Annotated in this window: 14 protein-coding genes; 7 read left to right on the top strand and 7 right to left on the bottom strand. The window is 55.1% G+C overall.

Going from position 1 to position 14,110, the window contains the following annotated elements:
* Positions 1 to 205: 205 nt before the first annotated feature.
* Positions 206 to 676 (bottom strand): thioredoxin-dependent thiol peroxidase, encoded by a 471-nt coding sequence (gene bcp / locus C0557_RS18140; protein ID WP_074778810.1) that lies wholly within the window; start codon positions 674 to 676, stop codon positions 206 to 208.
* Positions 676 to 1,248, bottom strand: a complete 573-nt coding sequence (locus tag C0557_RS18135; RefSeq protein WP_217273297.1) for a glycine cleavage system transcriptional repressor — start codon at positions 1,246 to 1,248, stop codon at positions 676 to 678. Before C0557_RS18135 ends, bcp begins: the two co-directional genes overlap by 1 nt.
* A 145-nt stretch (positions 1,249 to 1,393) precedes the next feature.
* Between C0557_RS18135 and dapA the strand changes: the two genes are divergently transcribed.
* From dapA to ypfH, 6 genes are all read left to right on the top strand, one after another.
* A complete protein-coding gene (dapA, locus tag C0557_RS18130; protein WP_074778812.1) occupies positions 1,394 to 2,272 on the top strand; it encodes a 4-hydroxy-tetrahydrodipicolinate synthase in 879 nt (292 codons plus the stop codon).
* Positions 2,273 to 2,288: 16 nt separating this feature from the next.
* Positions 2,289 to 3,323: an outer membrane protein assembly factor BamC gene (gene bamC / locus C0557_RS18125; RefSeq protein ID WP_074778813.1), complete on the top strand. Its 1,035-nt coding sequence runs from the start codon at positions 2,289 to 2,291 to the stop codon at positions 3,321 to 3,323.
* Between the two features lie 109 nt (positions 3,324 to 3,432).
* The gene (purC, locus tag C0557_RS18120) at positions 3,433 to 4,146 is read left to right on the top strand and encodes a phosphoribosylaminoimidazolesuccinocarboxamide synthase (protein WP_007370878.1); all 714 of its coding nucleotides are present in this window, start codon (positions 3,433 to 3,435) and stop codon (positions 4,144 to 4,146) included.
* Between the two features lie 132 nt (positions 4,147 to 4,278).
* Entirely contained in the window at positions 4,279 to 5,145 is an 867-nt protein-coding gene (locus C0557_RS18115) for a neutral zinc metallopeptidase (protein ID WP_208660019.1), read from the top strand.
* Between the two features lie 9 nt (positions 5,146 to 5,154).
* Positions 5,155 to 7,170: a tRNA(Met) cytidine acetyltransferase TmcA gene (locus C0557_RS18110; RefSeq protein WP_208660017.1), complete on the top strand. Its 2,016-nt coding sequence runs from the start codon at positions 5,155 to 5,157 to the stop codon at positions 7,168 to 7,170.
* A gap of 76 nt (positions 7,171 to 7,246) precedes the next feature.
* Positions 7,247 to 7,939, top strand: a complete 693-nt coding sequence (ypfH, locus tag C0557_RS18105; protein WP_208660015.1) for an esterase — start codon at positions 7,247 to 7,249, stop codon at positions 7,937 to 7,939.
* A 45-nt stretch (positions 7,940 to 7,984) separates the two neighbouring features.
* Here ypfH and C0557_RS18100 read toward each other — a convergent pair whose 3' ends face one another.
* The 4 genes from C0557_RS18100 to C0557_RS18085 form a co-directional block, all read right to left on the bottom strand.
* Positions 7,985 to 8,185 (bottom strand): YpfN family protein, encoded by a 201-nt coding sequence (locus C0557_RS18100; RefSeq protein ID WP_074778820.1) that lies wholly within the window; start codon positions 8,183 to 8,185, stop codon positions 7,985 to 7,987.
* Positions 8,186 to 8,202: 17 nt separating this feature from the next.
* Positions 8,203 to 9,330: a succinyl-diaminopimelate desuccinylase gene (gene dapE, locus C0557_RS18095; protein ID WP_208660012.1), complete on the bottom strand. Its 1,128-nt coding sequence runs from the start codon at positions 9,328 to 9,330 to the stop codon at positions 8,203 to 8,205.
* Between the two features lie 3 nt (positions 9,331 to 9,333).
* Positions 9,334 to 9,690, bottom strand: a complete 357-nt coding sequence (locus C0557_RS18090) for an ArsC family reductase (RefSeq protein WP_074778822.1) — start codon at positions 9,688 to 9,690, stop codon at positions 9,334 to 9,336.
* 91 nt (positions 9,691 to 9,781) lie between these two features.
* A complete protein-coding gene (locus C0557_RS18085; protein WP_208660010.1) occupies positions 9,782 to 10,219 on the bottom strand; it encodes a GNAT family N-acetyltransferase in 438 nt (145 codons plus the stop codon).
* 186 nt (positions 10,220 to 10,405) lie between these two features.
* Between C0557_RS18085 and ypfM the strand changes: the two genes are divergently transcribed.
* The gene (gene ypfM / locus C0557_RS18080) at positions 10,406 to 10,465 is read left to right on the top strand and encodes a protein YpfM (RefSeq protein WP_100181659.1); all 60 of its coding nucleotides are present in this window, start codon (positions 10,406 to 10,408) and stop codon (positions 10,463 to 10,465) included.
* 96 nt (positions 10,466 to 10,561) lie between these two features.
* Here ypfM and acrD read toward each other — a convergent pair whose 3' ends face one another.
* Positions 10,562 to 13,675, bottom strand: coding sequence for a multidrug efflux RND transporter permease AcrD (gene acrD, locus C0557_RS18075; RefSeq protein ID WP_208660008.1), 3,114 nt, complete (start codon positions 13,673 to 13,675; stop codon positions 10,562 to 10,564).
* Positions 13,676 to 14,110: the final 435 nt, after the last annotated feature.

The following is a 14,110-nucleotide window of genomic DNA, read 5'->3' as shown; positions in this document are numbered from 1 at the left end:
ATTTTAAATCTTTATATTTCAGTTGGTTGTCTGTTTTTGAGTGGCCGGGGGCGGACAAAAGTGATGGTCAGCGCTGAGCGAAAAATAACCTGTCGGCACTAGTGTCGAGACGTGGGAATAAAATGTGATCAACTTCAAATAAGACGCGAAGAGAGAAACGAGAAGGGCGAATCGAGTGATTCGCCCTCGGAAAAAGGAGGCGTAATCAGGCGCTTTCTTTCAGCCAGTTCAGCACGATGTCGTGGTGGTTGCTGGTTTTGAAATCATCAAACACATGTTCGATTTTGCCGTCTGCATCCACGAGGAAACTAATACGGTGGATGCCGTCGTAGGTTTTACCCATAAAGGATTTTTCACCCCAGACGCCAAACTGCTCGCATACCTGATGGTCTTCATCAGACAGCAACGTAAAATTGAGCAACTCTTTTTCGGCAAAACGGGACAGTTTTTCGGGCTTATCCGTGCTGATACCCAGCACTTCTACGCCCGCTTTCTTCAACTCGTCCATGTTATCGCGCAGGCCGCAGGCCTGGACAGTACATCCTGGTGTCATCGCCTTCGGGTAGAAGTAGACCAGAACACGCTGTCCCTGGAAGTCGGTCAAATTTACTTGTTCTCCGTCTTGATCGGGCAAGCTAAATTTCGGTGCAATATCACCGGCTTTCAGTGGATTCATTACTTAACTCCATCCTGTTCATCATGCTGAGAATAGTTAACGATGTTTATACTGCCTTGCGCGTGCAGTTCTGTACATAGGGCTTTGAACGCCTGCTCAATATTTGATGCGTCTTCTGAGGCCGGGCTGTGAGCGGTGATCTGGATAAATAACTGCGGGACATCATCTTTATTTCCTGGCTGCGTGCGCGAAACCAGCTCGGCAATATTCATCTTGTGTGCGTCAAACAGCGCCGTAAATCGCTCGATCAAATGCGGTGAATCAGGAACGTCAACCTGCACCCAAACGGTGGCGGGCATATCAGGGCGTGGGCGGGCGTCGGTACGCTTCATGACGATGAGTAAATCAAGCTCTGCGCCTTTCAGCGGCAGGGTGGATTCAATCAACGTAATGGCATTCCACGACCCGGAAAGCAGCATTATAAAAGTGAACTCTTCCCCCAGCATCGCCAGGCGACTGTCTTCAATATTACAACCGCAGCTACTGACGTGGCGTGTGATCGTGTTCACAATGCCAGGCCGGTCGGCCCCCAGCGCAGTGATAACCAAAAAATGTTGTGATGAGGTCGTCAAACCTGTGCTTCCTGTCAAACGTGAGGTAATCATAAGGAAAGCATAAAAAAAACCGGCATACAACCGCCACTGAGCCTCAGGTCTCTTGCTTTTCTTACAGCACCGCACGTACCATTGAGAATCTTGTTAGCACAGAGGATGGCCCATGTTCACGGGAAGTATTGTCGCGCTTGTCACGCCGATGGATTCGGAAGGTAAAGTCTGCCGCTCAAGCCTGAAGAAACTGATTGATTATCATGTCGCCAATGGAACCTCGGCGATCGTATCGGTAGGGACTACCGGTGAATCCGCCACGCTAAGCCACGAAGAACATGCCGATGTGGTGATGATGACCGTGGAACTGGCCGAAGGGCGCATCCCTGTTATTGCCGGGACGGGCGCAAACGCCACCGCAGAAGCCATCAGCCTGACGAAACGCTTTAATAATAGCGGCATTGTCGGCTGTCTGACCGTCACGCCGTATTACAACCGTCCTACTCAGGAAGGTCTGTTCCAGCATTTTAAAGCCATCGCCGAACATACTGACCTGCCGCAAATTCTGTATAATGTGCCGTCGCGTACCGGCTGCGATATGCTGCCGGAAACCGTGGGTCGCCTGGCGGAAATTAAAAATATTGTCGGTATTAAAGAAGCAACCGGGAACTTAACGCGTGTTCATCAGATCAAAGAGCTGGTTTCAGATGACTTTATTCTGGTGAGCGGTGACGATGCCAGCGCGCTGGACTTTATGCAGCTCGGCGGCAACGGCGTTATTTCCGTGACTGCTAACGTCGCGGCGCGAGACATGGCCGAAATGTGCAAACTGGCGATCCAGGGGCATTTCGCCGAAGCGCGCGTGATTAACCAGCGTCTGATGCCGTTACACAACAAACTATTTGTCGAACCCAATCCGATCCCGGTCAAATGGGCATGTAAGGAGTTGGGGCTTGTAGCAACCGATACGCTACGTTTGCCGATGACGCCGATCACCGATAGTGGTCGTGAGGTTGTCCGTGCAGCGCTTAAGCATGCCGGTCTGCTGTAAAGTTTAGGGAGATTTGATGGCTTACTCAGTACAGAAGTCGCGCCTGGCGAAGGTAGCGGGTGTTTCACTTGTGATGTTGCTCGCCGCCTGTAGTTCCGATTCACGTTACAAGCGTCAGGTTAGCGGTGACGAATCCTATCTGGATGCCACACCGCTTGCTGAACTTCATGCGCCGGCAGGAATGATCCTTCCGCTGCAAAACGGTGATTACAACATCCCTGTCACGAACGGCAGCGGCGCAGTCGGTAAAGCGCTGGATATCCGCCCGCCAGCACAGCCGCTGGCGTTGGTGAGCGGCGCGCGCACCCAGTTTACGGGTGATACCGCAACGCTGATGGTAGAAAACGGTCGCAACAGCACGCTGTGGCCGCAGGTCGTCAGCATCATTCAGGCGCAAAACTACAGCATCGACAAACGTGACGATGCGTCGCAGAGCCTGACCACCGGCTGGGTTGACTGGAACCGTCTGGATGAAGATCAGCAGTATCGCGGCCGTTATCAAATCTCGGTGAAACCGCAGGGCTATCAGCAGGCAGTGGTGGTTAAGCTGCTGAACCTGGAGCAGGCGGGCAAACCGGTGGCTGACGCGGCATCGTTGCAGCGCTACAGCACCGAAATGCTGAACGTCATCTCCGGCGGTCTGGATAAATCCGCGACCGACGCGCAGAACGCCGCTGAAAAACGCAGCGTAACCTCGCTGGATGTCCAGAGCAGCGCGGATGATACCGGTCTGCCAATGCTGGTGGTGCGTGGTCCGTTCAACATCGTATGGCAGCGTCTGCCGACAGTGCTGGAAAAAGTGGGCATGAAAGTGACCGACAGCACCCGTTCTACCGGCAGCATTTCCGTGACCTACAAGCCACTGTCTGACAGCGGCTGGCGGGATCTGGGCGCGCGCGATCCGGGCCTCTCCGCCGGTGACTACAAGTTGCAGGTCGGCGATCTGGACAACCGCAGCAGCCTGCAGTTTATCGATCCGAAAGGTCATACTCTGACGCAGTCGCAAAACGATGCGTTGGTCGCGGCATTCCAGTCAGCGTTCAACCATTAATCCCTAAGGCCGGAAAACTCCGGCCTTTTTTAATTTTGGTGACGCAAACGTGTGCGTCGGCGTAAAATAGCGAAATCGTCTCTAAATCATCACACCTGGAGTAAGAAAGATGCAAAAGCAAGCTGAGTTGTATCGCGGCAAAGCGAAGACCGTATACAGTACCGAAAACCCGGATCTGTTGGTGCTCGAATTCCGTAACGATACGTCAGCAGGGGATGGCGCGCGCATTGAGCAGTTCGATCGTAAAGGCATGGTGAACAACAAGTTCAACCATTTCATTATGAGCAAATTGCAGGAAGCGGGCATCCCGACCCAGATGGAAGCACTGCTCTCCGATACCGAATGCCTGGTGAAAAAGCTGGATATGGTGCCGGTTGAGTGCGTGATCCGTAACCGCGCGGCTGGCTCGCTGGTTAAGCGTCTGGGCATTGAAGAAGGCATCGAGCTGAACCCGCCGCTGTTCGATATGTTCCTGAAAAACGACGCAATGCACGATCCGATGGTCAACGAATCCTACTGCGAAACCTTCGGTTGGGTGAACAAAGAAAACCTCGCGCGTATGAAAGAGCTGACCTACAAAGCGAACGACGTGCTGAAAAAACTGTTCGATGATGCTGGCCTGATCCTTGTCGACTTCAAACTGGAGTTCGGCCTGTTCAAAGGTGAAGTGGTGCTCGGCGATGAGTTTTCACCGGACGGTAGCCGCCTGTGGGACAAAGAGACGCTGGACAAAATGGACAAAGACCGTTTCCGTCAGAGCCTCGGCGGCCTGATCGAGGCTTATGAAGCCGTTGCCCATCGTCTGGGCGTGAAATTAGACTAATTATCCACCCCGCATTACCGCCAGAGGATGCCTGCATCCTCTGGATTTCCGCCTCTTTTTTCCCGTGCTAATCCTTCCCTGAGCGCCTACGATCATATATACAGTGTCCATCATTGGGATAGGGAGTAAGTTATGCGCTGGCAAGGGCGTCGAGAAAGTAGCAACGTAGAGGACCGGCGCAATGAGTCGGGCGGGCCGTCAATGCGCGGACCGGGGTTTCGCCTGCCGGGCGGCAAAGGCGGGTTGATCCTGCTGTTTGTGGTGATGGTGGCCAGCTATTACGGCGTTGATCTGACAGGTTTGCTCACCGGGCAGCCGATCAATACCGCTCCGCAGCAGCAACGGAGTATCAGCCCGCAGGAAGATGAATCCGCGCGCTTCACCAGCGTGATTTTCGCTTCGACGGAAGATACCTGGGGCGAAATTTTCCAAAAGATGGGGCGAACCTATCCGCAACCTAAACTGGTTATGTATCGCAACCATACCAACACTGGCTGCGGCACAGGGCAATCGATCATGGGGCCGTTCTACTGTCCGGCGGACAGCAAGGTCTACATTGATCTCTCCTTTTATGACGAGATGAAAAGTAAACTCGGCGCTGGCGGCGATTTTGCCCAGGGTTACGTTATTGCCCATGAAGTGGGGCATCACGTACAGAAGGTGCTGGGAACAGAAGCCAAAGTGCGTCGCCTGCAACAGAATGCGACGCAAAAAGAGGCCAATGAACTCTCAGTACGCATGGAGCTTCAGGCCGATTGCTATGCGGGCGTCTGGGGGCACAGCATGCAGCAGCAAGGCGTGCTGGAGGCGGGCGATCTGGAAGAGGCGCTGAATGCCGCGCAGGCGATAGGCGACGATCGGTTGCAGCAGCGCAGCCAGGGCGCAGTATTCCCGGAGACCTTCACCCATGGCACTTCCGCACAGCGTTACAGCTGGTTTAAACGCGGTATGGACAGCGGCGATCCGGCGCAGTGCGACACCTTCAGCGGGCGTCTCTGACCTTCTGCTATGTCACCGTTTTCTGAACTGAGCGCACAGATGGCGCGGCAGGGCATCCGCCGCTTGTTGGTGGTCAGCGGCTCGCCCGGCTGGTGTGAAGCACAGGCCTGCACATTGCGCGAGAATCTTCCCGGAGACTGGCTGTGGGTGGGCGAAGCCGCATCCTGGCCGCTGCACTGCGCGCCGCGTGCGCTGACGACGTTGCTGGGGCGCGAGTTTCAACATGCGGTGTTTGACGCCCGCACGGGTTTTGATGTCGCCGCTTTTGCCGCGCTCGCTGGGACATTAACCGCTGGTAGCTGGCTGGTGTTGCTTACGCCGCCCTTCAGCGTATGGCCGCAACAGCCTGATGCTGACAGCGCGCGCTGGAGCGATACCCTTGATCCCATTCCGGTGCCGGTTTTTGTCGGGCATTTTTGTCGAACCGTACAGGCTGACAGCCAGGTGCTGATCTGGCGTGAAGGGCAACCACTCACTTTCCCCGCTGAAATTCCGCGTGCCGACTGGCATCCCGCAACCGGGGCGCCAGCGCAGGAACAGGCGCGGATCCTCGCACGATTACAGGCGATGCCGCCCGGCGTAATGGTTGTTACTGCGCCGCGCGGAAGGGGGAAATCGGCGCTGGCGGGTATGCACATTGCGCGGTTGTCGGCTCCTGCCACGGTAACCGCGCCTGCACGCGCCGCTACGGATGTGCTGGCGGCTTACGCCGGAGAACATTTTTCCTTTATAGCGCCGGATGCGCTGGCGCAGCGGATTGCGCACAGCGGCAACCAGCCAGGCTGGCTGGTGGTGGATGAGGCGGCGGCGATCCCTGGCCCTTTGCTGCATACGCTTGTCTCCGCCTTTCGGCATGTTCTGCTCACTACAACGGTTCAGGGCTATGAAGGCACCGGGCAGGGGTTTCTGCTGAAGTTCTGCGCCGGGTTTCCCCATCTGCAATTTGAGGCACTGAACACGCCGCTGCGCTGGGCAGCAGGTTGCCCGCTGGAGCAGGTGATTGAAAATCTGCTGCTGTTTGATGATGCGCAGATTGGCGAGGCGCCCGCAGGCGAGGTGACAATTCTACCGCTGGCGCAAGATGCCTGGCAGAAAACGCCTTCGCGACCTGCGGCGTTATACCGTCTGCTGGCGAGCGCCCACTACCGCACTTCGCCGCTCGATCTGCGCCGCATGATGGATGCGCCAGGGCAGCATTTCTGGCTGGCGCAAAAGGCGCAGAGCGTGGTGGCTGCGCTCTGGCTGGTTGAAGAGGGCGGATTAAGCCCGGCGCTGAGCCAGGCGGTGTGGGCTGGTTTTCGTCGCCCACGCGGCAACCTGGTGGCGCAATCGCTGGCGGCGCATGGCGGAAACCCGCTTGCCGCCATGCTGCGTGGGCTGCGCGTCAGCCGTATCGCCGTGCATCCCGGTTGCCAGCGTGAAGGCATTGGCCGGGCGCTGATTACCCGTGCGCAGGTGCAGGCTGACGGCTGCGATTATTTGTCGGTCAGTTTTGGCTTCACGCCCGCGCTGTGGCGTTTCTGGCAGCGTTGCGGGTTTGTGCTGGTACGTCTGGGCAGCCACCGGGAAGCCAGCAGCGGTTGTTATACGGCGATGGCCATATTGCCTCTGACGACGTCAGGCCAGGCGCTGGCGGAACGTGAACAGCAGCGCCTGGCGCGCGATCTTCCCTGGCTTGCGCCCTGGCGCGAGGAAAAGTTGTCCTTGCCCGTCGTGCAGGCGTCTACCCTTAATGAAGAGGACTGGCAGGAGCTGGCCGGGTTTGCTTTTGCTCATCGTCCGCTCTCTGCGGCCATCGGCGCGTTATCCCGCCTGCTGCAACACAGCGCGTTACCGTTGGCCGCGTTGCGCGGGCAGCTTTCAGACGGTGAGAGCGAGCAGGCCGTGTGCCAGCGCCTTTCGCTTCACGGGCGCAAAGCATTGCTGGCGCAGCAGCGGAGTGAAGCTGCGCAGGCGCTGCAACAGCTCAATGCGTGGCGCACGCTTACCCTGAAAGAACGGGTGCAGAAAATGCAGTTTTTTTAACTATCTCATTCAGTTAAATGGCATGGTCATTATGGCTGGCGGGCGTAAACTGCACTCAACGATTAAGGAGACCACCATGAAACATGACCATTTTGTTGTGCAAAGCCCACTCGCCCCGGCTAAACAGCTCCTGCTGTTGTTCCATGGTGTTGGCGATAATCCGGTCTCCATGGGCGAAATTGGTAGCTGGTTTGTTCCGCACTTCCCCGATGCGCTGATTGTCAGCATTGGCGGCATTGAAGCCACAGGCGCGGGTCGGCAATGGTTCTCCGTTGATGGCGTGACGGAAGAGAACCGCCAGCAGCGTGTGGATGCGGTGATGCCGCAGTTTATCGACATTGTGCGTTACTGGCAGCAGCAGAGCGGTGTTAGCCCTTTGGCGACGGCGCTTATCGGTTTCTCGCAGGGCGCAATTATGGCACTGGAAGGGATGAAGGCGCAGCCGGATCTGGCATCACGGGTGATTGCTTTTAACGGTCGTTACGCCAGCCTGCCGGAAAATGCGGTCAGCGCCCAGACTATCCATCTTATTCACGGCGGCGAAGATCGGGTGATCGATCTGGCATGGGCGGTAAGCGCCCAGGAAGCACTGTTGCAGTTGGGTGGTGATGTGACGCTGGATATCGTCGATGATTTAGGCCATGCAATTGACGATCGTAGTATCGAACTGGCGTTAAATCATCTGCGTTACACCGTGCCGAAACACTACTTTGATGAAGCGCTGAGCGGCGGTAAGCCGAACGATGACGATATTATCGAGTTTCTGTAAAAGCGACATTCACCCCCGGAAGGGGGTGAATGCATTGTTGGGGGGTTACTTTTTCGGCTGGTCTTTGTTCGGCCAGTCATCATCGTCATCCCACTTGTCGTTGAAATCACGATGTGGCGGCAGATCGGGTTTGTTGGCGAGGAATTTCTTGTGATCGACGCGGCTAAGATCTTTGATCACGTTCAGCAGTACGCCGAGTAAAAACACCAGCACCAGAATCCACCAATATTTAGCAAGCCAGTCCATGCAATCCTCCAGACCCGTCAGGCAATGAGTTGTTCCATAATGCGTTGATACATGCGGGCAAGCAGCTGTAAATCCGCCGCATTCACACACTCGTTGATTTTATGAATGGTCGCGTTCACCGGCCCCAGTTCAATGACCTGCGCGCCCATACGCGCGATAAAACGCCCATCGGACGTGCCGCCTGTGGTTAACAGTTGCGGTCTGATCTCATTATAGTGCTCGATAGCGTTAACCACCGCATCGACCAGCTTGCCGCGCCCGGTCAGGAAGGGTTGCCCGGAAAGCCACCAGTCCACGGTGTAGCGCAGTTGATGTTTTTCCAGCAGCGCCTGCACCTGCGCTTTAATCATCTCGTCGGTCAGTTCGGTACTGAAGCGGAAGTTAAACTGCACAAACAGATCGCCCGGAATGACGTTATTGCTGCCGGTGCCGGCTTTGATATTGGCAATCTGCATACTGGTCGGCGGGAAGTATTCGTTGCCGCGATCCCACTCAATTGCCACCAGCTCGTTGAGCATTGGCGCAGCGCGGTGTACCGGGTTATCGGCCAGATGCGGGTAAGCGACATGGCCCTGCACGCCGTGAATTGTCAGGTTGCAGGTCAGGGAGCCGCGACGACCGTTTTTCACCACGTCGCCAACCACTTCCGAACTGGAGGGTTCGCCGACCAGGCAATAATCGAGACGTTCGTTGCGCGCCATCAGCGCCTCAACCACTTTTACCGTACCGTTGGCGGCGCTGGCTTCTTCATCAGAAGTGATCAGAAAGGCAAGGCGTCCTTTATGCTGCGGGTGCTGCGCGACAAAACGTTCGGCGGCTACTACCATCGCGGCCAGCGAACCTTTCATGTCTGCCGCGCCGCGGCCAAATAGCATGCCGTCGCGGATGGTCGGTTCAAACGGCGGGTTGATCCAGCGATCGGCATCGCCAGCAGGCACCACGTCGGTATGCCCGGCGAACGCCAGCGTCTCTCCCTGGCCGCGCCATGCCCAGAAGTTGAGCGTGTCGCCAAAATTCATCGGCTCGATGGTAAAACCGATGGCACGCAGACGTTCAATCATTAACGCCTGGCAACCTTCATCATTTGGACTCAGAGAAGGGCGACGAATAAGCTGCTGTGTCAGCTCAATAACCGGGCACGACATAAACTACACCTCGTTGATAAACTTCTCATAACTGGATTCATTGAAACCCAGCAGCATAGGCTTACCGGGCGCGCAGAGCAATGGTCGTTTGATGATTGACGGCATTTCGAGCATCAGCGCGGCGGCGGCATCAGCGTTAGTAATGGTGGCACGCAGGCTTTCATCCAGCTTACGCCAGGTGGTACCACGGGTATTCAGCAACGCTTCCCAGCCAAGTTCATCAATAAATGTACGCAATAATTGGGCATCAAGGCCGTCAGCGCGGTAATCATGAAAGCGATACTCCACCTGATTTGCTTCCAGCCAGCGGCGCGCTTTTTTGATGGTGTCGCAATTTTTAATGCCGTACATTGTGAACATGGTTAATCCTTTTGTCTCATTTTTGGATATTTGCACAAGAAATTAGAATAACGGAATGTAATTGAAATAGCATTCTTCTGCTAATACGGTTTTAACGAATGTAACCGCTTTGTTCCAGTTTGAATAAACTTTCAGATGTTGCGCATACCATTCCAGTGGTTAAAAAACGGAAACCATATTGTTGATAAAATCCTGTCTTTTCCGGAACTGAATATATAAATGTTTTGCCGAAGGGTAATAATGTTTTAACAATATTGATCATCAACTGCTTACCATAACCGCGGCCCTGCATTTCAGGCGCAACAACAATATCCGCCGCATAGCTGGCCCATGTCAGATCGCTGATGGCGCGGGCCGTGGCGACCAGTTTCCCCTCGTGGTAACCGAACCAGCAGAAGGTACTGTTATGCCACGCCTGTTCGACTAACGCCGGGTCGCGCTGGTTGAGCCCACCGGCGGCGAGCAGCGCTGTCACTTCCTGCCAGTCAACATGTTCAATTGCGGATTTATCGTACAATGTGATCGCCATTTTATTTATCCTTATAGATCCTGTGGAATATTGCTATCACTCACAGTAAAAACCGAATTGCCGGCGCATAGTTACTACTGCTCCATTAAAAATACCCTGCTAATGATGAGTGAAGCAATCAGTTAAAATACCTTCACAGTCATTGAGGCGTTTAGTAGAATGGCGGCGATAATAAGAGAGGTTGTTATGATTGAACATGAACTGGGGAACTGGAAAGATTTTATCGAAGGCATGCTTCGTAAATAATTTCCTGTCGAATCGTAAAGCAGTGACGGCTTAAAAATAAAATGTGACCAATCACATAAAAAAAGGCGACTCCACGGAGTCGCCTTTTTGTTGGCCTTATTGCGCGCGCTCTTTCAGCGGGAAGCGGCGACGCACCAGCACAAAGAACAACGGTACGAAGAAGATGGCCAGGATGGTGGCGGAGAGCATCCCGCCGATAACGCCGGTACCAACCGCGTGCTGGCTGCCGGAACCTGCCCCGGTGCTGGTCGCCATTGGCAATACGCCGAAGACAAAGGCCAGCGAGGTCATCAAAATAGGGCGCAGACGCTGGCGACAGGCATGCAGCGTTGAAACCAGCAGATCTTCACCTTTCGCATTCATGTCGTTGGCAAATTCAACAATCAGAATAGCGTTCTTCGCTGACAGACCGATAACCGTTAGCAGACCGACCTGGAAATAGACATCGTTTTCCAGCCCGCGCAGCCAGGTTGCCAGCAGTGCACCGATCACGCCGAGCGGCACGACCAGCATCACCGAGAACGGCACCGACCAGCTCTCATACAGTGCCGCCAGACACAGGAACACCACCAGCAGCGACACGGCATACAGCGCAGGCGCCTGCGCACCGGAGAGCCGTTCCTGATAGGACATCGCCGTCCACTCCAGCCCAAAACCGGTCGGCAACTGTTTGACCAGCTTCTCCATCACATCCATTGCTGTACCGGTACTGACGCCGGGAGCGGACTCGCCGATAATCTCCAGCGCGGCATAACCGTTGTAACGTTCGAGGCGCGGCGAACCGGTTTCCCAGCGCGAGGTGGCAAAGGCTGAGAAGGGGACCATCGTTCCGCTGCTGTTGCGCACGTACCAGAGATTGATATCGTCCGGTAACATGCGGAACTTCGCGGCGGCCTGTACGTAGACTTTCTTCACGCGGCCGCGATCCATAAAGTCATTAACGTAGCTCGAACCCCAGGCCGTTTGCAGAGTGTCGTTGATATCATCAATCGACACGCCCAGCGCCTGCGCTTTGCGCTGATCGATATCAATTTGCAACTGTGCGCTGTCGTCGAGGCCGTTATGGCGAACGCGGGTCAGCGCCGGATCTTTCGCCGCCATCTCCAGCAACTGGTCACGTGCCGCCATCAGCGCATCGTGGCCCGCTCCGGCGTGATCCTGCAACTCCATATCAAAACCGGCGGAACTGCCCATTCCGCTGATGGCTGGCGGGCTGCTGGCAAAGACGCGGGCTTCATTAATACGGTTAAAGGCTTTGGTGGCGCGTTCAATAATGGCGGCGGCGCTGCCGGTTGTCGGGTTACGCGCATCCCAGTCTTTCAGGCGGACAAACAGACGCGCAACGTTTTGCCCGTTCCCCCCGGGACCGGAACCAACGGTAGAGAAGACCGATTCGACATTCTCTTTTTCATGGGTGAAAAAGTAATCTTCGACTTTTTGCACCACTTTCAGCGTCTGTTGCTGCGTTGCGCCGCTCGGCAATTGTACGGAAGTGGTAAACATCCCGCGGTCTTCCAGCGGCAGAAACGAAGTGGGCAGGCGCAGAAAGAGGAACACCATGCCGCCTATCAGCAGCACGTAGAGAAGAATCCAGCGCAGGCTGCGGTGGAGGATTTTCCCCACCGCGGTCTCATAGCGATGCGCATTGCGGTCGAAAATACGGTTAAATGCGCCGAAGAACCCTTTCTGCCCGTGCAACTCACCCTTGTGCAGCGGCCTCAGCAGCGTTGAGCACAGCGCCGGGGTGAGGATCATCGCCACCAGCACCGACAGCACCATCGCCGACACAATGGTGATGGAGAACTGACGGTAGATAGCGCCCGTAGTGCCGCCAAAGAAAGCCATCGGCACAAACACCGCCGACAGCACCATTGCAATCCCGACCAGCGCTCCCTGGATCTGGCCCATCGATTTGCGCGTCGCTTCCCTGGGCGAAAGCCCCTCTTCGCTCATGATGCGTTCGACGTTCTCGACCACCACAATCGCATCGTCCACCAACAGACCGATGGCCAGCACCATGGCGAACATGGTCAGGGTGTTGATGCTGTAGCCGAAGGCGTAAAGCACCGCGAACGTACCGAGCAGCACGACCGGTACGGCAATGGTGGGGATCAGGGTGGCGCGGAAGTTTTGCAGGAACAGATACATCACCAGGAACACCAGCAAGATCGCTTCCAGCAGGGTTTTCACCACGTCGATAATGGAGGCTTTTACAAACGACGTGGTTTCATAAGCGACTTTATATTCCAGGCCATGCGGGAAAAAGGGCTCCAGCTCGTTAAGCCGGCTGATCACCAGTTCGGCGGTCTCCATTTCGTTGGCGCCGGAGGCCAGTTTCACCCCCAGACCGGAGGCGGCTTTCCCATTAAAGCGGCTTAAGTAATCATATTTTTCTGCGCCCAGTTCCACCGTTGCCACATCGCCCAGCCGTACTTCGGAACCATCCTGGTTGACGCGCAGCGTGATGTTGCGAAACTGTTCCGGCGTTTGTAACAGCGACTGCGAATTGATGGTGGCGTTAAGCGCCTGGCGGTCAACGGAAGGCGTACCGCCAAGCTGGCCGACAGCGATCTGCGCGTTCTGCGACGAGATTGCGCTGGTCACATCGGATGCGGTGAGCTGGAAGCTGTTGAGCTTTGCCGGGTCGAGCCAGATGCGCATCGAATATTGCGAACCGTACGCATCGATATCGCCGACGCCGTTGACGCGGCTGATTGGGTCCTGAATATTACTGGCGACATAATCGGCGATATCCTGTTTATCCATCGATCCGTCGGTGGAGACGAAGGCGATGGTCAGGATGTTGGTATCACCGGTTTTACGCACCGTTACGCCCTGATTCTGTACCGCCTGCGGCAGCTTACGCAGCGCGGACTGCAACTGGTTTTGCACCTGTTGCACGGCTTCATCCGGGTCGGTTCCGGCGCTAAAGTTCAGCGTCACCGTCGCCTGGCCGGTTGCGCTACTTTGCGATGACATATACATCAGATTATCGAGGCCAGTCATATTCTGCTCGATAACCTGAGTGACGGTATTTTCCAGCGTTTGCGCCGAAGCGCCGGGGTAGTTAGCAGTAATACGAACGTTCGGTGGTGCTAAATCAGGATATTGCTCGACGGGTAAAGAGATAATGGCAAGTGTCCCCGTAAGACAGATCAGGATCGCCAGCACCCACGCAAAAATGGGGCGATCAATAAAAAAATTCGCCATCAGAAAGAAAACCTCATATCGCTGCGTATCGTTATAGTCACATTGCTTGCATCAATGTAGCGGCAATGCAGAAACCAATCGTGGAGAAAAAAAGGAGAAAATGTAAATTATCATGCCTGTTTAAGGCGTATCTATGCAGAACCTATTTTAACCCAAATTTTCTCCCGCCGTTTCGTCAGTTTAAAGACGTTTTTTTACAGTTATTGACTATTTGCGCTATGGGCGGCAAAAAACATCCGCCTAATGGTCGCGCCGCACGGAGTCCTTTTTAGCCCTGTCAAATAGACGCATTTGTTCCAAAATGCGTCAGGAAATTGATCTGCTACAAGTTCGTGACAAATAGATAACCTTCCTGGGCAATTGAACATTGCCTGTCTCTGAGACTCCCGGTAAATACAATGCCTGATTAAGACCAGGGTTAAACAAATTAAATAA

The sequence above is a fragment of the Kosakonia sp. MUSA4 genome, assembly GCF_013085925.1.
Taxonomy (GTDB): Bacteria; Pseudomonadota; Gammaproteobacteria; order Enterobacterales; family Enterobacteriaceae; genus Kosakonia; species Kosakonia sacchari_B.
The sequence above is the reverse complement of the archived record's forward strand: the minus strand, read 5'-3'. Positions and strand labels throughout refer to the sequence as shown.

Excerpts from the sequence above, each read along its gene's own strand:
- C0557_RS18110 (WP_208660017.1), top strand. The coding sequence starts at position 5,155 with ATGTCACCGTTTTCTGAACTGAGCGCACAGATGGCGCGGCAGGGCATC.
- C0557_RS18100 (WP_074778820.1), bottom strand. The coding sequence starts at position 8,185 with ATGGACTGGCTTGCTAAATATTGGTGGATTCTGGTGCTGGTGTTTTTA.
- dapE (WP_208660012.1), bottom strand. The coding sequence starts at position 9,330 with ATGTCGTGCCCGGTTATTGAGCTGACACAGCAGCTTATTCGTCGCCCT.
- C0557_RS18085 (WP_208660010.1), bottom strand. The coding sequence starts at position 10,219 with ATGGCGATCACATTGTACGATAAATCCGCAATTGAACATGTTGACTGG.
- bcp (WP_074778810.1), bottom strand. The coding sequence starts at position 676 with ATGAATCCACTGAAAGCCGGTGATATTGCACCGAAATTTAGCTTGCCC.
- purC (WP_007370878.1), top strand. The coding sequence starts at position 3,433 with ATGCAAAAGCAAGCTGAGTTGTATCGCGGCAAAGCGAAGACCGTATAC.
- ypfH (WP_208660015.1), top strand. The coding sequence starts at position 7,247 with ATGAAACATGACCATTTTGTTGTGCAAAGCCCACTCGCCCCGGCTAAA.
- bamC (WP_074778813.1), top strand. The coding sequence starts at position 2,289 with ATGGCTTACTCAGTACAGAAGTCGCGCCTGGCGAAGGTAGCGGGTGTT.
- acrD (WP_208660008.1), bottom strand. The coding sequence starts at position 13,675 with ATGGCGAATTTTTTTATTGATCGCCCCATTTTTGCGTGGGTGCTGGCG.
- C0557_RS18115 (WP_208660019.1), top strand. The coding sequence starts at position 4,279 with ATGCGCTGGCAAGGGCGTCGAGAAAGTAGCAACGTAGAGGACCGGCGC.
- dapA (WP_074778812.1), top strand. The coding sequence starts at position 1,394 with ATGTTCACGGGAAGTATTGTCGCGCTTGTCACGCCGATGGATTCGGAA.
- C0557_RS18090 (WP_074778822.1), bottom strand. The coding sequence starts at position 9,690 with ATGTTCACAATGTACGGCATTAAAAATTGCGACACCATCAAAAAAGCG.